Genomic DNA, 21,660 nt, shown 5'->3' with positions numbered 1-21,660 from the left:
TGTGGGTACTATCTTTTTATGCACTTAAATGTAATACCTCTTAATAAAATAATAAACCTGTGTGTAACACACAGGTCAATATTTTTTTTTATTTTTATTTTATAGGTATATATACTTCATAATAATCCATCGCAACATCATTATCATATTCTGTAAGCATCATTCGTCCTAATATTGGTCCGCCTACTTTTATATTATTTTCTAATACTATATCTTTTATTCTCTCAAGCCAATCATCGTAATCTGTATCATCTAATACTAATACTGTGTAAATATACTTATTTTTAGGTATAAATTCTACTTTTTTATTTAAAATAATATCTTCTGAAAATTTATAGCTTTGTCTTAATGTAACTCCCCACTTAACTTTTTTACCTCCATCTTTTTCAAATAATCCTCCTTCTTCAATTAAAAATGTGAAGTTGATATATTCTAAAAAGTTTTTGTTAAGTACTTCTACTCCCTCAACGAGGTTTACCATTCCTTCTATTATATCTATAAAATCGTTAAAGTTATTTTTCTTCGCTATTTCTATAAACAGTAAATTTTCTTTTTCTTCTCTAATTTCTAATTTGTTCAAATTATTAATACAAGCTTTTACGTTTAATTTCATTGCTCGTAATGTTTTCTCCAGTTCTTTTAACTTTTTCATTTCTTCTTGAAGATGTTTTTCTTTATCTTTAATAATTTCTAATATATCCGATGGTGTTGAATTTTTTATTGCCTTTTTTATATCTGTAAGTGGTAAATTAAGTTTTTTCAAAAACAGTATATCAGTTAAGCAATTTAAATCTTCTATATCATAATACCTATAACCATTATTATCGTCTTTTTTAGGACTTATAAGCCCTAGTTTTTCATAATGTACTAATGTGTCACGAGTAGTATTAAATAACTTACATACTTCTCCAATTAAATATTTGTCCTTCATAAATCTCCCTTAACTTACTGTTAATTATTTTATTACTATTTTCATAAGCTTACTTAATTCAATAGCTTGCTCTAGTGAAAACACACCTTTTTCAACATCTTTAATTCCTACTTCTATTCCCTCAATAGTACTCGTAGTAAAATCTACATCCTTTAAGGAAGTTCCTGTAAAAACTGATGAAGTAAGATTTGTATTTTCTAATTCAAGTTTTTCATTTTCTACTCCTTGGAAAACTGCTCCCTCAAAGTCTGAATCAACAAATTTCACACCTTTAAATTTAGAGAACGAAAAATTAGAATATTTACCTAAACTGTCTTTGAATACTATGCTTTTTAATGTTGAGTCTTCAAATCTTGCACCTATTAATTTACAATTTTTAAACTCAATTCTATATATTCCACTATCACTAAAAATTACATTTGATAAATTACAATTTTCAAATATTACATCTACCATATCTATTTTTCTAAAATCACAATTTTCAAAAGTTACGTTCCTAAAGATACACGAATCAATTCTAACTCTTACATCCATAATTCCATCTATTGTAATATTTTCTATTAAACTATTTTCTATAACTTCTTCCTCTAACATTTTATCTATTGCATCATCAATACTTTCTAACTCACTGCTTATTTTAGGAGTTTGTATTATATTTTTTTTACTCATATGTTTTATTCCCTACTTTACTATTTTTTTATTAAACTTTTCATTCCTAATTTTACAAATATTTCTTCCATCTTATCTTTATCTATATTTAATATAAAGTTATCTACCTCTAAATTTTGAATTTCTTCTATATCAGTTTTAATTGTAGCTAGCTTCTTACTTATAATTGCCTCTTCCTTATAAGTCAATAAATTCTTTATTGGAGATCTTTTAATTCCAAGTTCATCTTTAAAGAATGTTGCTAATTCTTTTTCGCCTTTAGAATCTAAATTAGCTAGATTTTCATAAATTCCTTCTAATGAACCATAATGAGCAACTAAGGGTCTTGATGATGTAGGTCCAACTCCTTTTACACCTTTTATATTATCTGATTTATCACCTTCTATAGCTTTTATATCTATTATTTGTATTGGATCTACTCCTTTAAAATGCTTAACATATTTAGGCTCGTATTCAAATACTCCACTTGGTAGATTTAATGTGGATTTGTTTATTGATAACTCTTCATACATGGCATCTGCCTTACCAGTTACCATCCACAATTTAGTATAATCTGATACTAATTGAAGGTAATCCTCATCTTTTGTATGAAGTATTATAGGTATTTCTTTTTCAAATTTTTTAGCTAAACTTCCTGCAAAATCATCTGCCTCATAGTCCGCATGTGAAAATATCTTAATGTTTATATCTGAAAGTATCTCTGTTAATAATTTAAATTGTTCTTTTAGAGGCTTTGGTGTTTCACTTCTAGTAGCTTTGTACTCTGGATCGATTTGTCTTCTAAAAGTATCTCTACTTCTATCTAATACTATTGCTAAATGAGTTATTTGATATTTTTCCAGTAATGGTAATAGCGTTCTAAAAAACATATACACTCCATTTGTATATACACCATCACTAGTTTGCATTAATTTTGTATATGCTATTTCTTTTTGCTCTTCTGTTTTTGCAAATAATAAGTCTCTTGCTGTTGCGTAGAAACTCGTAGATAATAAAGATGAACCATCCACTATTAAGAATTTATCTTCTTCAATTTCTTTATCTATATTAACTAAATTCAAAGTTTCACTATTACTACAATCTTCTTTGATATTTATCTTTTCTTCTATTTTTTCTTTATTTATATTATCTTTTTGTCTAAAATCAGTATTCATTCTAGACCCAACATAACTATTTAATCTTATATAATCAGAACTTTCTTGTTTTTTATTGTTTATATCTTCATTAGATTGACTTTCTTGTTTGATTTGATTTTCTAGAAAATCGAATAAATTATCCATAGTGCCTCCTGGTTGATTTGTTTTATATCTCTTATTATAATAAATTACTTTGTAAAAAAATACTACCTGTCAAATATTTATGTCATATTTTAAGGTAAATATCCTATAATAATATATATGGTATATTTTTACCATATATAGGAGGAGCTATGATTAATACTATAAAAAATAAACTAAAGGACTATAATCCTTATATAAATGGATACCAAAGTATGAAAATATCTTCTGTTCTTATACCAATAGTAAAAAAGGACAATATTTATCATATATTATTTCAAGTTAGATCTAAGAATCTAAAGTTTCAACCTAGTGAAATATCTTTCCCTGGAGGTGGTGTTGAACCAAATGAAACTCCATACGATGCTGTCATTAGAGAAACAGTAGAGGAACTTGGCATAAATAAAACTGATATAGATATTATATCTGAAGTGGATTTACTTGTAACCCATTCAAATATGATAATCCACCCTTTTGTTGGATATATTGATAGTTTAGATAATTTAAATATAAATAAAGACGAAGTAGATCATATTTTCTTGGTTCCAATTTCTTATTTACTAGATTTTTCTCCTAGTGAATATAAAAATGAAGTTAAAATTGTTCCTTCAGAGGATTTTCCTTATGAGATCATTCCAAATAAAAATAATTATAAATTTATTTCAGGCTATGAGTCTACAATATTTTATGAATACAACAATTATGTTATTTGGGGTATAACTGCAAAAATATTAAATAATTTTCTACGCTTTATATCATCTTAAATAATAAACGCCCCCTCTGGCAAAAACCTTAGGGGGCATTTATATTATTATTTTATTAATTCACCTTGAAGCGAGAAGGTTCTAGGATCAGTTATTTTTACTTGAACTAACTTACCAATTAAATCTATATCCCCTCCAGAGAAGTTTACTAGTTTACTTTGTCTAGTTCTTCCTGTTAATATATTTTCATCAGTTTTGCTTTTTCCTTCAACTAAAACTTCAACTACTTTACCTCTATATTCTTCATTTATCTCTGCAACTACTTTATTTACCTCTGCTAGTACTCTATTAAATCTTTCGTGCTTAACACTTTCATCTATCTGGTCTTCCATCTCTGCAGCTGGAGTTCCTTTTCTCTTTGAGTATATAAATGTAAATGCAGAATCATATCTAGCTTTATGAATTACATCTATTGTGTCTAATAAATCATCTTCTATTTCACCAGGGAAACCTATCATTAAATCTGTAGAAAAAGATATGTCTGGAACTTCTTTTCTAGCTTTTTCTATTATTCTTAGATAATCTTCCTTAGAGTAGTGTCTATTCATTTTCTTCAGTAATCTAGTACTTCCACATTGCACAGGTAAGTGTAGATATTCACATACTTTATCACAATCTCTTATAGCATATATAACTTCATCAGATATATCCTTAGGGTGAGATGTCATAAATCTTATTCTTTCTATTCCTTCTATTTCATTTACCATTCTAAGTAACTCTGCAAATGTTATATCTATATCTAAGGTCTTACCGTATGAGTCAACATTTTGACCAAGTAATGTTATTTCTTTTGTTCCATTTGCTGCTAAGTCTTTTATTTCATTTATTATATCTTCCGGAGTTCTACTTCTTTCTCTCCCTCTAGTATATGGTACTATGCAGTACGTGCAGAAGTTGTTGCATCCGTACATTATATTTACAAAGGCTTTTAGCTCAAACTTTCTAGTACTTCTTAACCCTTCTATTACTTCACCATCTACATCCCAAACATCAACTAACATTTTTTTAGCATCCATTGAATTTACTAACAGTTCTGGAAATTTATAAAGATTATGCGTTCCAAATACTAAATCTACATGTCTGTATTTAGACTTTAATTCTTTAACTACATGTGGTTGTTGCATCATACATCCACAAACAGCTATTTTCAAATCTGGATTTTTCCTTTTTTGTAACTTAAGTTGTCCTAAGTTTCCATAAACTTTAAGTTCAGCATTCTCTCTTACTGCACATGTGTTATATATTATTAATTCACATTCTTCTACAAATATACTTCTTTCATAACCCATCTCATCTAGCATTGCACATAATTTTTCTGAATCATGCTCATTCATCTGACATCCAAACGTCTGAATCATATACTTAGGTTTATTTTGATGTATGGCATAAAATCTAGAATTTATCTCAGTTACAGCCTCAATAAATCTATCTTGTTCACGTATTTTTTCTATAGGAACTTGTGCTTGTTTTCTTTTACTCATTATTTCTCCTCCTTGCTAATTGCTTAATATATCTAATCTTTCTAATGTATCTCATTATATCAAATTTAAATAAGATTTAAAAGATACTTAGTTTAAAGTTTTAAGAATCTATAAAAGAATATTGGAAATAATAATTTATTATAAGGCTTTTAGAGGTGATGTTATGCTTATAGTTTTAATAAGAAGTATTATCTTATATATAGCAGTTTTAATAGCTCTTAGAGTCATGGGTAAAGGTGAAATTGCCGAAATGAATTCCTTTGATTTAGTAATTACTTTTCTTCTTGCAGAAGTAGCATCGATTCCTATGGAGAACAATAATATCCCTATGTTTTATGGTATTGCATCTATAACTGGCCTTGTTTTTATGCAAACTATAATTTCATATTTATCTTTAAAGTGTCGAAAGGTAAGTTCTTTTTTTTGTGGTAAGCCTTCAATACTAATCAATAAGGGCATAATTGATTATAACGAATTAAAAAAAGAAAGAATAACTATAGATGAACTTTTAGAGCAACTTCGAATAAATGGATTTTTTAGTATTAAAGATGTTCAATATGCAATACTAGAAACAGGTGGGGAGTTAAGTATTTTACCCTCTCCATCTTATAAGTCAACTACATCTAAAAACTATAAACATTTACCACTATCTTTAGTTCTCGATGGTAAAATATTAAAATCAAGCCTTGAACAGTTAGACAAAGATGAACATTGGCTTTTAGGTATTTTAAATTCTCATCATATCGATAATGTAAAAGATGTGCTTATTTGTGTATTAGATGAAGATGACAAAATATTTATTCAAAAAAGGAACAATTAATCATAACGAGGTGTCTATATTGAAATCTTTTATCTATGTTATACTTTGGACTTTGCTATTTACCTGTTTTGGTTTTTATATTAATAAGGAAATCTACGATTTTACAAATACCTATACATCTAAAGTTGAAATTATTGAAAACCATATAGAGAATGATGACTTAGATTCGGCTAAAGAGTCTCTAACAAATTTTTCTAAGTCCTGGCATAAAGATAGATCCCCTTGGTACAAAATATTAAACCACGATAATTTTGATACAATTTGCTTGTATTTAAATATATTAGAAAAAAGTATAAATGTTAACGATAAGTCAAAAGCCTATGAGTATATCATAAGAATAAAAACAACTTTAGATAATATTCTTGAAAGTGAAAAGTTTGATTTAAATCACATTATGTAAAATCATAAAAATAGACTGAGCAATCAGTCTATTTTTATGATTTTACATAATGTGATCAGCAGCTACTTCCTCTTTATAAGTATCATTAATTGCCTTCATTGACTTAATCTTAAGTGGTAATGTAAATAAGTTTATGAAGCCCTCTGCATCCTTATGATCATAAAGTTCACTATCTCCAAAAGAAGATATTGATTGTTCATAAAGAGCATGCTGTGTAAATATTCCTGCTGGTTTTAAACATCCTTTGTAAAGTTTAACCTTTACAGTTCCACATACATTATCTTGAGTTTCTTCTATAAACGCATCTATTGCTTCTCTTACTTTAGAGTACCAAAGACCATTATAAACTAGCTCTCCATATTTTAAAGCTACCACTTGCTTAAAGTGTAATGTTTCTTTGTCTAATGTAGCACTTTCTAATATATTATGTGCTTCATAAAGTATAGTTCCACCTGGAGTTTCATATATTCCTCTTGATTTCATACCCACTAATCGGTTTTCAACTATATCAATTACACCTACTCCATGTTTTGCTCCTATATCATTTAAAGCTTTCACTATACCTACAGGAGAAAGCTCTTTTCCATTTACTTTCTTCGGAGTTCCTTTTTCAAAGTATATTTCAACATATTCAGCTTCATCTGGTGTTTCTTCTAATGGTGTACATTTTTTATAGACATGGTTTTGATGTTCATTTTCTAGATATTCTATATCTCCACCTTCGGTAGATATATGCCAAAGGTTAGCATCTACAGAGTATATCTTCTCCTTTGTTGCTGTTATTTTTATGTTATTTTTATTAGCGTATTCTATTGCATCTTCTCTCGATTTTATATCCCACATTCTCCAAGGCGCTATTACCTTAATAGTTGGGTCTAATGCCGCTATTGAGGCTTCGAATCTTACTTGGTCATTTCCTTTACCTGTGCATCCATGACAAATGTATTTCGCACCTTCCATATGAGCTACTTTAACTAATTTTTTAGATATTATTGGTCTTGCTAAAGATGTTCCTAATAAATATTTACCTTCATATTTAGCTTCTGCCTTTATTGCTTTAAAGATAGTTTCTGTTACAAATTCTTCGCTTACATCCTCTACATAAGCTTTGCTCGCTCCGCTTTTTAGTGCCTTTTCATATATTTCATCCATATCCTCTTCTTGCCCTACATTAGCACACACTGCGATTACTTCTATATCATAGTTTTCCTTTAGCCAAGGTATTATAATTGAAGTATCTAAACCTCCTGAATATGCTAATACTACTTTCTCTTTACTATTTTTCATTGTACTTCCTCCTGTAAATTTTATTTTTATTTTTAATACTTTTAATTTAATTTCCTAATAGTTTATTTTAAGATAAACTTATATAAAAAATAACGCCTCTTAGTATTAAAATACTAAGAGGCGTTTTATCCGCGGTACCACTCTTATTGATAAATTTATCATTTCAATTATGGTTAAAACTTGCTTTAATATAAAGGCAAGTTTATTGGTAAAATAAAAAACGCCCCTTAGTTAAAAAACTAAGAGACGAATATTATCCGCGTTACCACTCTAATTGATAAGATAAACTTATCCACTCTTTCTCTTAAGGCGAGACTAACCTACTATTTTACTATTAGTTCAAATAGTATTCTCCAAAGCTCTCTTCACTCAAATTTCTTTGTTGGGCTTCCACCATCCCCAACTCTCTGTAAAATAGATTTAAGCTACTCTCTTTTTCTTAGAATTTCTTTTATTTATTTATCTTGTTATAATAATAGTGTAATTATTTTCCAATGTCAACTAAATAAATTATTTTTTATGTTAATATTTTACTTTATATAAATGTAGACCTTTAGCTAAAGCAGTATCTGAAGCTTGGCTTCTATCTTTTTGTTCTAACATATCTTCTATATCTTGAGAAGTTTTTCTTCCACTTCCAACATCTATTAAAGCTCCTACTATTATTCTAACCATATTGTATAAGAATCCATCACCTTCAACAAAAATTTCTATTAACTCATTTTTTTGATTTATTTCTATTGAGTGTATGTTTCTTACATTAGATTTTTTCTTTGATTTTGCAGCAGCAAAACTAGTAAAATCATGTTCTCCTACTAAGTACTGGCTAGCATCTTTCATAGCATCTATATCTAATTTTTTAGCTACATGGTTAGTGTACTTTCTTAAAAATGGATCATGAACTTCAGCATTGTATATTTTATATAAGTATACTTTCGACTTAGCATTGTATCTACTGTGGAATCTTTCTTCTACTTCTTCCATTTGAGATACTACTATATCTTCTGGTAAGTATTCATATAAATAAGCTTTCATTTTTCTTATAGACATATCAGAGTTAGTTTTGAAGTTTGCAACTTGACCGTAAGCATGTACACCCATATCAGTTCTTCCTGAACCTATTATTTCTATCTCTTCATCAGTCATTTTGTTAAGTACAGCTTCAATTTTTCCTTGTATTGTCATGTCGTTGTCTTTTAATCTTTGAAAGCCCTTGTATCTTGAGCCGTCATAATTCATTGTCATTTTTATATTTCTCATATTATTATGCCTCTTTCTAGTAGCTAATATTCATCTATATCGATTCTATAAGCTTATTTTTTATAGTTATAGTAATCAAGGTTCCTACACCTTTTTTACTTTGTATTGTCATATTACCTCCATGTAATTTGACAATTTCATTACTTATGGCAAGTCCTAATCCACTACCTGCCTTATTATAATCTTCTTGGAAGAATTTATCCAGTACTTTTTCTAAGTTTTCTTTTTCTATACCATTTCCGTTGTCTAAAACTTTAATGGTTGTGAACTCACTATCTTGGGCTACTCTAACGATTATGTACCCTCCCTCAGCTGTAAACTTTAAGGAATTTTGTATAAGATTTATTAAAACTTGTCTTAATCTATCTTTATCACCATGTACATTTTCTATATGCTCATTTTCAAACTCTGTTTTAAGTCTGATATCTTTTTCTATTGCTTTTATAATAAGTTGATTTACAACACCTTTAGTTAAAGCTTCAATATCTACAATGTCTATTTTTAATTTAATTCTGTCTGATGCTAGTCTTGAGAAATCTAATAATTCCTCAACTAACTTTATAAGTCTTTCTGTTTCATCTTGTATAATTGTAAGACCTAAATCTAGCTCATCCTTAGTTATACCTTCATAACCTAAAGTTTCACTCCAACCTTTTATAGAAGTAAGTGGAGTTCTAAGCTCGTGAGATACAGATGATATGAATTCTTCTTTTAATTTTTCACTTTTATCTATTTCTTCTGCCATATGCACAAAAGTTTTTGCCAAGTCTCCGATTTCGTCATCTGGTATATTAGTATTTTTAAGCTTTATACTATAATTCCCATGAGCTAATTCATTGGCAAATTGCTTTAACTCTCTAAGCGGCTGAATTAATGTTTGAGCAAATCTAAGACTTAAAGATATTCCTATAATTAGTATACATATTCCTGCTATAATAAGCCCTAAAACTAATTTGAAAATAGTAGCATCAATTTTATCCAAAGAGACTGTATATCTTATAGCACCTTCTATTACATTATTTATCTTAATTGGCACAGATATACTCATAACGTGTTCATTGGTTTTTTCTAATCTATAAGTATAAGGCGATAAATCATTGGCATCTCTTAATGCTCTCTCCACATCTTCAAAATTAGCTTTTTGATTACTTTTAAATCCATATTGATCTAACAGTATGTTTCTATTTTTATCTATTACTTGAATTCCAAATTTAGGATTACTAGAATTACTAATTACGCTTTGCTTTTCAATAATACTTTTTGCTTTCTTTTCAAAAGTATCACTTTCAATATTTATACTACTATTATATCCATCTATTGTATAATCTACTTGATTTTTTAAACTTTGTTTTACGTAGTCATAATAGTAATTTTGAATATAAAATATAAATAGTCCTTCAAATAATGCAACAGTTATTATTATAATTATAAAATAATTTTTAATTACTCTTTTTCTTAACCCTTCAAAATGTAGCACTCTTATTCTTCCTTTCTAAAGCAGTATCCGTACCCCCAAACAGTTTGTATATATTTAGGCTTTGATGGGTCGTCTTCTATTTTATTTCTTATTCTTCTTATATTTACATCTACAATTTTAAAATCATAAAGGTAATTAGTTCCCCATACTTCATCAAGTATTTGATCTCTACTTAAAGACTGCTTAGCATTAGTCATTAAGTATTTTACTATTGAAAATTCAGTTGGAGTTAACTCTATTTCTTGACTATTTTTAAATAACTTTCTCTTGTCTAAATCTAGTAAAAATGGTGGTGAGGTTATCTTGCTATTGCTAGAATTATTTGTATCTTTTTTTATTCTTCTAAGTAGTGCTGATACCCTAAATAATAACTCCTTGATACTAAAAGGTTTTATGATATAATCATCTGCACCAGATATAAACCCTTCTATTTTGTCATCTTCTTGAGCCTTAGCAGTAAGCATTATTATACCTATCTGGTCAAAATTTTGTCTTATATATTTACAAACTTCTATTCCACTTATATCAGGAAGCATAACATCTAGTAATGCTAAGCTTATATCACTTTCACTATTCATTTTTTCTATTGCTTCTTGGCCTGTACCAGCTTCTATTACATCGTATCCTTCTCTTTTTAAGTTTATACTTACAAAGCTTCTTATACCAATTTCATCTTCTAGTATTAATATTTTTTCCTTCATTTATATTTCCTCCCAATAACTTAATATATTAATGAAAAATACTCTTTAAGTGCTTCCACTGTAATGTTTAATTCTTCTAATTTTTTGGCGTTATTTTTATATAAGTTGAAAGTATAATCATAAGTTTCACCAAGCATTAATCCGCTTTGATTATTCATATTTTTATTATCTTCTACTATATTTTTAGGCACTGCACTTATAGTAAATATATTTTTGGGTTTTGACTCTGTATCATAATAGAAAAATTTGAATAATATATGTTCTCCTGAATATTCTTGTTCTATATAAAATTTACCAACTAATTCGTTCGGTATCCAAAGCTTATAATTATATTTATAATTATAGTATATTTGGCTAATAAATACTAAACGTGCATCTTCGTTGTATTTACCATTCCATTTATACCAGCTAACATTTGAAGAAGAATTTAAGCTATATACATTTGAACTTCCATTTGCTATAGGTATATCTAATATTTTATCCTTATTTGCATCCTCTACCGGTATATAATAAGGCTTAACTATATTTTTATCATAATCACTAAAAACTTTATTAAGCTTGTTATTTTCTACATATAGTATTTGAGTTATGTAACTATTATCTTTAATAATAGGAATATCTAGTATTATTCCTTGCCTATCTTTAGATACTTGTCCTATTGTGATATATAAATTTTTTATATTTCTCACATTTTCGAACTCTATAAAATCAATAAGCTTAAAGTTTTTTTTCAAATTAACTAAACTTACATAAGCCTTTCCTACTTTGGAATCATAGTTTATTAAAAGTATATCTAAAATATTATCATCATTTATGTATCCTATTTTAATTTTTGTATCTACTAAATCTTCTCTATCTGATATCCAAGACGGATCTAATTTTGTAAGTAAGTTTATTTTATCTTCTTTAAATTCATATACATATAAATCTGTTTTGTCTTTATTTTTTATTAATAATACTATTTCTAAATGTCCATCAGAATTCAAATCATAAAAATTTGCGTACTCTATAGAATTTCCTTCTTGAAGGAAGTTCCCTTTATCACTATATCTTCCATCTTTGTTTTTAGTTAAAACCATAAATCCAACTTCGGTTTTATTTTCATTTACATTTTCCTTTTTTTCAAACGCAACTAACTCATCTTCTCCATCTCTATTTAAATCCACTTCATTTATTATACCTACTTCTTTTGAATTTCCTGGAAGTATTAAACTAGCGTATCTAGATAATAATTGATCGATACCTTCATAAATATCTTTCTTATTTTCATCGTAAATAGGTTTCTCTTTTATAAGCTGATCTGGAGATTCTGAGTCTATACTACACCCTGTTGTAAAAAGTGTTAATAAACTTATAATAGCCATTAACTTAAATAATTTCATTACAGCCTCCTAATCTAATTTTTCTTTAAAGTACTCTTTAAATTTTTCTATTCTATTTTCTTCAAGTTCAATAGTGTCAGGTGTTAATTCTCCCCTACCTAGTCTATCACATAATGATAATAATGCCACCTCTTTATATTCTACATCATTTATCATATCTTTAGGATTAAAAAAAGGAAGATTTTTATCAAAAAATAAAGGTTGCATATGCCATCTTACTAATTTAGCTACTTTTTCTTTAAATTTTACATTATATGTCAATTTTTCCAAAAAGTTCATAGCTATTTTTTCACCTTCTACATCATGATTATATGAAGTTATTTTATTTCTTCTAACCTTAGTAGTTGTTAATTTTCCTATGTCATGTAGTAAGGATGCCCACATAAATACTTCTTCGTTATTAGAATATTGTTTTACTTGACTGGCTTTATCTACCACTAATAGTACGTGGTTTAAAGCACTTCCTTCTGGATGATATTTAGGATTTTGTTCTATTTGATCTAGTTTTTTTATTTTATTAAAGGGCTCTATATTAAACTCTCCCCCTATTATTAGACGCTTAATTTGCTCAGAGGGTTTCATGCTTTCTAATAAAATTTTGTTTACTGTATTAAATAACTCTCTGTTGTTCATATAAATCCTCCTATTAGTTTAATTTATAATATTTTTCTACTTTTATTTTATTAAAATAGACAAAATAAAAGCCTAGTATTTATCACTAAGCCCTTATTTATATTTTAACACTATTTTGTTATTTAATTATTTATTTTTTGGAAATTTATCTTCTGACCAAACTAGATTTTCAAATTTAGTTTTTTCTTCTTTTCTCTCTAGTTCTAGATTTTCTTTATTATCTTCATAACTTCTAAAACCTAAAGTATCTGTATTTTCACTTTCACCTATATTATCATTAACTTCTTCTTTTGTATCTCCTAATATATCCTTGCTCATACTTCTCTTATTTTCTTCTTCTGATGTAACTCTTCTTCTTCTTTTTGGCTTTATAACTTTACTCGGTGTGCTATTATTATTGTTGTTTACTTCTTCAACAACTTTAGGTTCTTCTATATCGCTTTTAGATGGTTTTGAGTTTTTAGACTTTTGAGACTCTTTTGTAGTTTTTTTACTTTTAGTCCCTTTATTTTTATTTTGACCTTTATCTGTACTTTTTTCATTGTTTTTACTTGTTTTCTTATTTGTTTTTTTATTTGTAGTGTTTTCATCTTCTACTTTTTTACTTGGTTTTTTACCATGTTCCTTTTCACCTTTAGACTTCTCTGTTTCAGCTTTTGATCCTTGTTTTGTATTATTTTTCTTTGATCCTAAACCAAAGTTTAGCTTTAGTCCTGTAGCTTTTTTAGGTGGAGTGCTTTCTAACCCAAATTCACTTCTTTTTTCTTCTGGTACTAAGTCATTCAAAATCACGTCATTGTAATTTTCTTCATAGGCTTGCTTTTTATGATTATCACTATTTTTTTGAACTTGATTTGAATTTTTGTTTTGAGTAGTTTTCTTACGATTTTTATTTAATCTTAACATTATTACACCCCCTTAAAATACTCTTTATATTATGTATATTATATTAAGGGGGTAATTATCATAGATTTTAAGAATTATTTCTTGGAGGTCTTGGTCCTATATATTGGTACAAGTTAGTCTTTAACATACCATTATATAATTTTCTTCTTCTATCTGCTTCTTTTCCAAATTCATTTTCAAAATCTTCATATGAAGTTATTAAATAGTAAGACCAGTTTTTTAACTCTCTAAAAGTGTATCCTAGGTGTTTATAAAGAGTTTGAACACTTTCTTTGTCTTCTAGTCTTTCTCCATAAGGAGGGTTTGTAACTATAAATCCGTACTCTTCTTCACTTTTGAAATCAAGAGCATTTCCTACATTAAATTCTATGTAATCTTCTACTCCTGCTATTTCTGCATTCTCACGTGCTATTTCTATTGCTTCTTCGTCTATATCGTAACCGTAAATTTTAAATTCTATATCATTATCGATTTTATCAAAGGCATCTTTTCTAATATCCCACCAGATTTTTTTATCTAGAGTTCTCCATTTTTCAGATATAAACTCTCTATTGACTCCAGGAGCCATATTTATTCCCATCATAGCAGCCTCTATTAAAAGAGTTCCAGAACCACACATTGGGTCAACTAAAGTTCTACCTGGTCTCCAAGGAGTTAGGTACATTATACCTGCTGCTAATGTTTCTCTTATTGGAGCCTTATTAGCTTTTTCTCTGTATCCTCTTTTATGAAGAGCATCTCCTGTTGTGTCGATTGATATTGTTACTTTATCCTTGTTTATGAATACATATATTGGGTATTTTTCTTTATCTTCTTTTATCATTCCAGTTTCTAGATAACTTTTCTTTAAGCTATCAACCACAGCCTTTTTAACTATTGATTGTATATCTGTTGTACTGTATAACTTTGATTTAATTGAAGATGCCTTAGATACCGGGAATTGTGCTCCATATGGTATAAAACTTGCCCAATTTATTCTTTTAGTTCCTTCAAAGAGTTCATCAAAAGTTCTCGCTTCGAATTCTGCTACTTTAAGATGAACTCTTTCTGCACATCTAAGCCACATATTAGCTTTAGCTATACCGTCTTCACCTGTTTTATAAGTTATTCTTCCGTCTTCTGTTGTTATTATTTCAAATCCTAAGTCTTTTATCTCTCTTGCTAACATTTTCTCCATACCAAAAAAGCAAGGTGACATTAATGTATAATTTTTCATTGTTTCCTCCTATGTTTCGATTACCTTGTTCATACTTCCCATTGAATATCCATTCATATCCAATGTAGTATATTTAAATCCTATTTCTCTAAATTTATTATTTGTTTTTTCTAGAATATCATTACTAAAGAATTTATGTATTTCAGCCTTTTCCACTTCAATTCTTGCAATCTCTCCGTGGTGTCTTACTCTAAATTGAGTAAAGCCTAATTCTATTAAATATTGTTCTCCTTTTTCTACCATTCTAAGCATTTCATTATTAATTCTAGTTCCATATGGAATTCTAGTTGCTAGACAAGCAAAGGCAGGTTTATTATGAGTAACAAGTCCTATTTCCTTAGATAAGGCTCTTATATCATCTTTTGTTAATCCGCTTTCTTTTAGGGGACTTACTATGTTTAATTCTTCTAGAGCCTTTAAACCGGGTCTAAAGTCTCCTAAATCACTTAAATTAGTTCCATCAGCTACATATTTAATGTTATTCTCTTTTGCTACTTCTAGTACTTTTGTAAAAACTGCACTCTTACAATAATAACATCTTTGAGGGCCATTTTGTAAAAATTCTTCTACATCAAAGTTTTCTATATTTACTATAACATGTTTTACTCCAAAACTTTTGGCATATTCTTTAGCTTCTTCTATTTCTATATTAGAATGCATCATAGCGTGCATTGTTACAGCTATAACATTATCTCCTAAAGTATCTTTTGCTATTCTAAGTAAAAAATTGCTATCTACTCCACCTGAATATGCAACTGCAATGCTTCCTAACTCTTTTAACCTTGTTTTTAAATTTTCTAATTTTGTACTAAGTTCCATAGAATCCCTCCAAAGCATAATAAACTTATTATATAAAAGATGGGTATATAAATCAATTTAAATTTCCCTAGTATATATGTTTATAAATTGATAATTTATGGTATTTATTGTATTATAAATTTATCATAAGGGGGAGTCATGATGAAGATAAACTACGATATATTAAAGAATTTGATTAGATGCAACAAAGGAATGAAATTAGAATTTAGAGATAACACTAATGTACTAGATATATCTATTAATCATGTGATTATTTTAAGTATAGAACTAAAAAATAATAGTATCGAAGAAAATAGTGAACTAATTTATAGTTCTATTGTAAGTTTAGATAATATTACTTTATATGTACCTAAGATTTACATGAAGTAAAAATAAACACTTAAGGGCTAGAATAAAATCTAGCCCTTACCTGTTACCACTTACCTATGTCTAAAAAGATTTTTGCTCTATTTTCTGCTCTTTCAACTATATCTTCGTCATAACCCATAAACTCTAATAATTTAATTGCATTTCTAGTTTGAGCTCTTCCTTTGTGCAGTCTATAATCAAACTCTATATCTTTATTAGTTATAATCTCCTCAAAATGGTAGTTATCAAATTTCTCCTCCAATAAGTGTGTAAGCTCAATATCATGTGTTGCTGCAAAGCAAATACAATTACTTTGGCCTAAAAAACTAAGCACTTCGCAAGAAGAAGATATACGCTCTACAGTATTAGTTCCTCTAAGTATTTCATCCACAAAACATAAACAAGGCACATCTTCTTTCATATTATCTAATATTCTTTTTAAAGATTTAATCTCTACAATATAATAACTTTCACTTCTAAAAATATCATCCTTAAGAGCCATAGATGTATAAATATTAAAATAAGAAGAATTATAATCTCTTGCTGTAGTAGTGTATATAGTTTGTGCTAAAATCGCATTAACTGCCACTGTTTTTATAAAAGTTGACTTTCCAGAAGCATTTGACCCTGTAAGTAATATTCCTCTTTCAAATTTTCCACTATTAGGTACTGGTGATTTTATTAATGGATGATAAATATCTGTAAATTCTAAAGTATTTTCACCCTTAGAACTAGTCTTAATTAAACTTGGTATACAGTAGTAATCTAAACTATCTCTAAAAGAAGCTACCCCTATAAGTGCATCTATACTACCTATAAATTGATAAATTGCATCTAAGTGCTTGGCTTTTTTTATTACTGTATTTTTTACTTTTTCATAGTTTTTTAAATCAGTAAGGAATATCAGTTTTGTATACTCACTAAATACGCTAATATCTGAGGTTAAATTTTGATTTCCATATCCGATATTTTTATTTTTTATATCTTTAACTGCTTCTAAATCTTCTTCAATAGATTCTAGATTATCCTCTAATTCTCTTATTCCTAAACTTTTTATTTTATTGGCAGTTTTTACAACAGATAGCATATAAGTAAAACCATCTATATTATACTGATACTTTTTGTTATTTTGACTTATATAAAAATTTAATATTAATGACCCTACTAATAATATGAAAAAATATCCACTTACAGATATTAAAAGTAAACTTACTATTGGAAGATATGATAATAATCTGTATTTAAGTAGTTTATTTTCACTTGTATCACCCTGGTTAAATAAACAATTAGAAGTAAATAAATCATTACTTTCCCCTAGTTTTCCTATAGTGTATTGTACTTCTCTTCTTATTTTTTCATTGTTTCTAAAGTATTCTATTAAATTATTTCTTTTTTCTAGTTTTGATTTTTCGTATAATGGATTTCTTAATATATCATATAATACTTCTGCCCCTGCTGTACTCTGAGTATTATTTATTTTTTTGAAAATATCATCCATACTAAGGTCATTCCAAGTAATATCATCGATTGTAGACTTTTCATTTTTATTTCTAAAATAACTCGATACACTATTCATCTTTATCATTACTTCATCTAAGTCAATTTCTTTTCCATAGTTGTTAAGTATTTTTTGTTTTATGTACTTTAATTTATTCATTTGATCGTATGCAGCTACAGCTAATGACATTAAAATCATTGCTCCAATTCCTAATATAAATGCAATAAAATTGTTCATTATGTCCTCGCCCCCTTTGTGTGTATGTATTTCTAATACTAATTATATAGTATTTTCTCTTTAATTTCTTAATATGGTGAATTTAATACATACAAATAAAAACTATATAGAATTTATTTCTGTAATTCCATATAGCTTTATTGTACTTTAATAGTTAGACTTCTATATACTGTATATTATTAGTGAATTAAACTAATTCTTTCTTATTATATCTTCTAAATTTACTTTGTCATAAACTACGTCTTCTCCAAATACTTCAAAAGCAGATTTCATATCAGCTGTTAATCCATCAAATCCAAATGAATTTTCATTATATGATAATAATGTTTTTTTAGTGTCATTATCTAATAATGATTTTTTACCTCTAATAATACTATGACTGTCTAATATACTATCTTTTTCACCTTTTAAAATTATTATTCCTTTGTATATAAATACCAAATAGTCTCCAACTTTATCTAAATCCGATGTTATATGAGTAGAATAAAATACTGTTGCTTCTTCTTTTTCAATATGTTCTTGTAGTATTTCTAAAAATTCATTTTATACATTTTTTCAACAAAAAAAAGCTGGAATCTCCAGCTTTTTCACTTTTATAATTATTCTTTTGTATATGCAATAATAAATGTATCCTCATATCCTAATTGTTTTAGCTCTTCTACTCTCTCTTCTGCATAAACTCTATTATTAAAAGAGCCACAAACTACTCTATAAAATGTATTCGTATCTACTACTGGTGGTATTTCTCCACCACTTCCACTATCCGGCTTATACTCTATACCTAGATATTTACATATACCTTTAGCCACACCTAGTGCTAGGTCATCTTGTCTTGTAGTTAGTATTTTAGCATCTTCTTTATTATCTATAAAAGCAAGTTCTATAAGAGCAGCTCTCATATTTGTATGCTTTAATACATAAAAACTAGCAGTTTTAGTTCCTCTATTTACAGTATATGCTCCAGTTTTAATAACTTCAGAGTGGACATCCTTTGCTAAATTACTAGTTGATTCAGTATAAGAAAAAGTTTCTATTCCATGAGCAGCTGTATTATATGCATTACAGTGTATAGATACAAAACAATCTGCCTTCCAATTATTTGCTGCAGTAGTTCTTTGCTCTAAGCTAACTGTAGTATCACTTTCTCTACTTAATTTCACTTCTAAACCCTGCTTGATTAGCAAATCTTTTACTTTTTTAGCTACTGATAAATTTATATTCTTTTCTAATAATTTATCAACACCTACCGCTCCACTATCATTACCTCCATGACCTGGATCAATAAACACTTTTTTAGCCATATTATCATTCCTTTTCCATAATATTAACTATTTTTAATAGTTTTTATATACTATGAATTTAGTGTTTATTTTGACTCTAAATCTAATAGTATTTCCTTTATACCAATTTTATCTCCTGCATATCCTACCATTCCACCATTTTTGCCTATTACTCTATGACATGGTATAATTATAGGTATATTATTTAATCTATTGGCTTGTCCTACAGCTCTTACAGCTTTTTCATTATTTATTGCCTTGGCAATATCACTATAGCTTCTCGTCTCTCCATAAGGAATATTTAAAAGTTCTTTATATACCTTTGTTCTAAACTCTGTGCTTTCTATATTTATGGGTAAGTCGAAGTATTCTCTTTTTCTATTAAAATACTCATCTAACTGCTTTATAGTTTCACTACACATGTCTTTGTTTCTATATATATTTACATTATACTTTTTTAAATATTCTTCAAAATCTTCTTTAGATAAATATACTCTTTCTACCCCTTTAGAGCTTACTACTATGTATATAGTTCCCAATATGCAATTGTAAGTGTCATATCCTATTTTATTCATAACAATTCCATCCTTATTCTTTAGACTTCTTTTTATAATAATATACCTGAATTATTCATGAACGCATTTAATTTTATCAATTTTAATAAAATTAGATGTGTTTATTTTGTTTATGTTAAATCTAGCAAATTTCTAATTTATTTACCTAAAAAAGAATACACTTTCTCTAAGGTCCAGGATACAATCCTTTTTTCAGAATATTAAATTAAATACTTTTTAAATTTTTAACTCGTATATATTGTCTAGTATATTTAGTAAAATATGCTTATTAGGAAAGCTACTACAAATTTTCAAGACTATATTCCGTGAACTTTTTATTACTCTTGCTGCTACCTTGATAAGTTGAGTACGTATAGTATCTATCCTCATTTTCTTAATATTATCAGGAAAACACAATCGTCTTAGCCAATTTATTATATTGTATGCAAGTGTTACTTGCTGAAGTTTATTTGCATTTACTATAAAATCTCTGCTACTCATATGTTCAAAGAAGAATCCATTTTTACATTCTTTTATAAAGTTTTCCATTGTGCCCCTTTTACTATAAAATTTAACTACTTCCTTAGGCGAAGCCTCCATATTTGTAACTATAAATGTATGACTTAATGTAATTTGACCTTGTGGCTTTTCAATTTTAACAACAACCCTACGGGATTTATTCCACTTATCAGCTTTATAATAAAATTCCTTGTAAACACATTTATACTCACTTAAATTATCTTTACATTCATCTAATAACTCATCTGAAAAATGACTAGCATTTTTATATAGTCGAGCATTAGCTTTAAGTCGTATAGCGTATAGCATATTATTTTCTTCGGCCAATTCATATAGACCAGGAACAGCAAAACCACTATCTCCCCTTATTACTTTAAGAATATGATCATAGTTAGAACCATGGTATTTTAGATATGACTGCATAAATTCAACAACATTTGAAGATGTATAACAGCTACCAGTTCTTAATTGAGATTTTAGTAAATCGCCAGTAATTCCATCAAACATAAGTAGTGGATGGTATCCATTTGCTTGGTAATGGTAGTTAAAATTAGCATCTTCTTGTAAGCCATAAGTTTTTAGATTTGTAGAATCTAAATCAAGAATTATATGATCGGGTTCTTCTATAGAATACATTCTATGCAATAGTAATACGTTTATATATTCTAATTGTGTTATATTTTCTTCAGTTAGCCTATCTTTTAATCTGCACATAGTTGGTTGTGATGCTAATTTGCTTTTGCCTAATATTTTAGTTAATAAAGGCTCTATTTTTAAATCATCACAGTTATCATCTGTATAATATCCAGCAATATATTGATATATTCTTTGAATTAATAACTCATAGTTCTTATGAGTTCTGACAGCTTTATCGTCAGAAATATTAAAATATTTTCTTATAGTCTCACTAAATCCTATTTTATTATCAAATTCTTTGATTGCTATAAGGCCAACATCTGATGTTAAATCTCCACCATCAAAATTAAATTTAATATTAGAGTTGAATTTTAAGTTATTATTTAATATACTAGTCATATAAAGTCTCTCCTTTGTTTGGTGTTTTTTTTCGCAAATTAACAATAACAAATTTGAGACTTTTTTCATATACTTTTTCACTTTTTAGGTGAAAATTTTTAATATCTGGACATTAGTGGCTACGCCTTTTTAAGCGTAGCTTTAATTATTTAATGAATAATTCAGG

22 protein-coding genes and 1 other annotated feature are annotated in these 21,660 nt (G+C 27.7%); of the genes, 4 read left to right on the top strand and 18 right to left on the bottom strand.

Annotated features, from left to right (window positions below):
* Window positions 1-94: 94 nt before the first annotated feature.
* The 3 genes from ACRC03_RS14140 to ACRC03_RS14130 are packed head-to-tail and all read right to left on the bottom strand — an operon-like array spanning window position 95 to window position 2,880.
* Window positions 95-931, bottom strand: coding sequence for a MerR family transcriptional regulator (locus tag ACRC03_RS14140; RefSeq protein ID WP_438653229.1), 837 nt, complete (start codon window positions 929-931; stop codon window positions 95-97).
* A 24-nt stretch (window positions 932-955) separates the two neighbouring features.
* On the bottom strand, window positions 956-1,600 hold the full coding sequence (locus ACRC03_RS14135; RefSeq protein WP_438653228.1) for a pentapeptide repeat-containing protein: 645 nt from the start codon (window positions 1,598-1,600) through the stop codon (window positions 956-958).
* Between the two features lie 20 nt (window positions 1,601-1,620).
* Window positions 1,621-2,880 (bottom strand): 5'-3' exonuclease, encoded by a 1,260-nt coding sequence (locus ACRC03_RS14130; RefSeq protein ID WP_438653227.1) that lies wholly within the window; start codon window positions 2,878-2,880, stop codon window positions 1,621-1,623.
* Between the two features lie 149 nt (window positions 2,881-3,029).
* Here ACRC03_RS14130 and ACRC03_RS14125 point away from each other — a divergent pair, with 149 nt between their 5' ends.
* Window positions 3,030-3,641: an NUDIX hydrolase gene (locus ACRC03_RS14125; protein WP_438653226.1), complete on the top strand. Its 612-nt coding sequence runs from the start codon at window positions 3,030-3,032 to the stop codon at window positions 3,639-3,641.
* A gap of 47 nt (window positions 3,642-3,688) precedes the next feature.
* Here ACRC03_RS14125 and miaB read toward each other — a convergent pair whose 3' ends face one another.
* The gene (miaB, locus tag ACRC03_RS14120; protein ID WP_438653225.1) at window positions 3,689-5,122 is read right to left on the bottom strand and encodes a tRNA (N6-isopentenyl adenosine(37)-C2)-methylthiotransferase MiaB; all 1,434 of its coding nucleotides are present in this window, start codon (window positions 5,120-5,122) and stop codon (window positions 3,689-3,691) included.
* A gap of 163 nt (window positions 5,123-5,285) precedes the next feature.
* Here miaB and ACRC03_RS14115 point away from each other — a divergent pair, with 163 nt between their 5' ends.
* Both ACRC03_RS14115 and ACRC03_RS14110 read left to right on the top strand, forming a co-directional pair.
* Window positions 5,286-5,942, top strand: a complete 657-nt coding sequence (locus ACRC03_RS14115) for a DUF421 domain-containing protein (RefSeq protein ID WP_438653224.1) — start codon at window positions 5,286-5,288, stop codon at window positions 5,940-5,942.
* 19 nt (window positions 5,943-5,961) lie between these two features.
* Window positions 5,962-6,342, top strand: coding sequence for a DUF4363 family protein (locus ACRC03_RS14110; protein WP_438653223.1), 381 nt, complete (start codon window positions 5,962-5,964; stop codon window positions 6,340-6,342).
* A gap of 42 nt (window positions 6,343-6,384) precedes the next feature.
* On the opposite strand, the gene ACRC03_RS14105 is transcribed toward ACRC03_RS14110, so the two are convergent.
* The 9 genes from ACRC03_RS14105 to larE all read right to left on the bottom strand — a co-directional run bounded on the left by ACRC03_RS14105 (window position 6,385) and on the right by larE (window position 16,023).
* On the bottom strand, window positions 6,385-7,629 hold the full coding sequence (locus ACRC03_RS14105) for an argininosuccinate synthase (RefSeq protein ID WP_438653222.1): 1,245 nt from the start codon (window positions 7,627-7,629) through the stop codon (window positions 6,385-6,387).
* A gap of 239 nt (window positions 7,630-7,868) precedes the next feature.
* Window positions 7,869-8,079: a binding site (T-box leader), on the bottom strand.
* Between the two features lie 72 nt (window positions 8,080-8,151).
* Window positions 8,152-8,889 (bottom strand): tRNA pseudouridine(38-40) synthase TruA, encoded by a 738-nt coding sequence (gene truA / locus ACRC03_RS14100; protein ID WP_438653221.1) that lies wholly within the window; start codon window positions 8,887-8,889, stop codon window positions 8,152-8,154.
* Between the two features lie 34 nt (window positions 8,890-8,923).
* Window positions 8,924-10,366 carry an ATP-binding protein gene (locus ACRC03_RS14095; RefSeq protein WP_438653220.1) on the bottom strand — a complete coding sequence of 481 codons (1,443 nt, stop codon included), beginning with the start codon at window positions 10,364-10,366 and terminating at the stop codon, window positions 8,924-8,926.
* Between the two features lie 2 nt (window positions 10,367-10,368).
* Window positions 10,369-11,067, bottom strand: a complete 699-nt coding sequence (gene walR / locus ACRC03_RS14090) for a cell wall metabolism DNA-binding response regulator WalR (RefSeq protein ID WP_438653219.1) — start codon at window positions 11,065-11,067, stop codon at window positions 10,369-10,371.
* A 20-nt stretch (window positions 11,068-11,087) separates the two neighbouring features.
* Complete coding sequence (locus ACRC03_RS14085; protein ID WP_438653218.1) at window positions 11,088-12,449, bottom strand: hypothetical protein; 1,362 nt, start codon at window positions 12,447-12,449, stop codon at window positions 11,088-11,090.
* Between the two features lie 9 nt (window positions 12,450-12,458).
* Window positions 12,459-13,082 (bottom strand): HD domain-containing protein, encoded by a 624-nt coding sequence (locus tag ACRC03_RS14080; protein WP_438653217.1) that lies wholly within the window; start codon window positions 13,080-13,082, stop codon window positions 12,459-12,461.
* A 126-nt stretch (window positions 13,083-13,208) separates the two neighbouring features.
* Window positions 13,209-13,988: a hypothetical protein gene (locus ACRC03_RS14075; RefSeq protein WP_438653216.1), complete on the bottom strand. Its 780-nt coding sequence runs from the start codon at window positions 13,986-13,988 to the stop codon at window positions 13,209-13,211.
* A gap of 67 nt (window positions 13,989-14,055) precedes the next feature.
* On the bottom strand, window positions 14,056-15,204 hold the full coding sequence (locus ACRC03_RS14070) for a THUMP domain-containing class I SAM-dependent RNA methyltransferase (RefSeq protein WP_438653215.1): 1,149 nt from the start codon (window positions 15,202-15,204) through the stop codon (window positions 14,056-14,058).
* 9 nt (window positions 15,205-15,213) lie between these two features.
* Window positions 15,214-16,023: an ATP-dependent sacrificial sulfur transferase LarE gene (gene larE, locus ACRC03_RS14065; RefSeq protein WP_438653214.1), complete on the bottom strand. Its 810-nt coding sequence runs from the start codon at window positions 16,021-16,023 to the stop codon at window positions 15,214-15,216.
* A 138-nt stretch (window positions 16,024-16,161) separates the two neighbouring features.
* Between larE and ACRC03_RS14060 the strand changes: the two genes are divergently transcribed.
* Window positions 16,162-16,392, top strand: coding sequence for a hypothetical protein (locus tag ACRC03_RS14060; protein ID WP_438653213.1), 231 nt, complete (start codon window positions 16,162-16,164; stop codon window positions 16,390-16,392).
* 43 nt (window positions 16,393-16,435) lie between these two features.
* Here ACRC03_RS14060 and ACRC03_RS14055 read toward each other — a convergent pair whose 3' ends face one another.
* The 5 genes from ACRC03_RS14055 to ACRC03_RS14035 form a co-directional block, all read right to left on the bottom strand.
* Window positions 16,436-18,106: a MutS-related protein gene (locus ACRC03_RS14055; RefSeq protein ID WP_438653212.1), complete on the bottom strand. Its 1,671-nt coding sequence runs from the start codon at window positions 18,104-18,106 to the stop codon at window positions 16,436-16,438.
* Between the two features lie 192 nt (window positions 18,107-18,298).
* Window positions 18,299-18,547, bottom strand: a complete 249-nt coding sequence (locus tag ACRC03_RS14050; protein ID WP_438653211.1) for a hypothetical protein — start codon at window positions 18,545-18,547, stop codon at window positions 18,299-18,301.
* A 158-nt stretch (window positions 18,548-18,705) separates the two neighbouring features.
* Complete coding sequence (locus ACRC03_RS14045) at window positions 18,706-19,407, bottom strand: N-acetylmuramoyl-L-alanine amidase (protein ID WP_438653210.1); 702 nt, start codon at window positions 19,405-19,407, stop codon at window positions 18,706-18,708.
* 65 nt (window positions 19,408-19,472) lie between these two features.
* Complete coding sequence (locus ACRC03_RS14040) at window positions 19,473-19,961, bottom strand: methylated-DNA--[protein]-cysteine S-methyltransferase (RefSeq protein ID WP_438653209.1); 489 nt, start codon at window positions 19,959-19,961, stop codon at window positions 19,473-19,475.
* Between the two features lie 216 nt (window positions 19,962-20,177).
* Window positions 20,178-21,494 carry an IS1380 family transposase gene (locus ACRC03_RS14035; RefSeq protein ID WP_438653208.1) on the bottom strand — a complete coding sequence of 439 codons (1,317 nt, stop codon included), beginning with the start codon at window positions 21,492-21,494 and terminating at the stop codon, window positions 20,178-20,180.
* Between the last annotated feature and the right edge of the window lie 166 nt (window positions 21,495-21,660).

This window comes from Romboutsia sp. (assembly GCF_051659545.1).
Taxonomy (GTDB): Bacteria; Bacillota; Clostridia; order Peptostreptococcales; family Peptostreptococcaceae; genus JBOFOR01.
The sequence above is the reverse complement of the archived record's forward strand: the minus strand, read 5'-3'. Positions and strand labels throughout refer to the sequence as shown.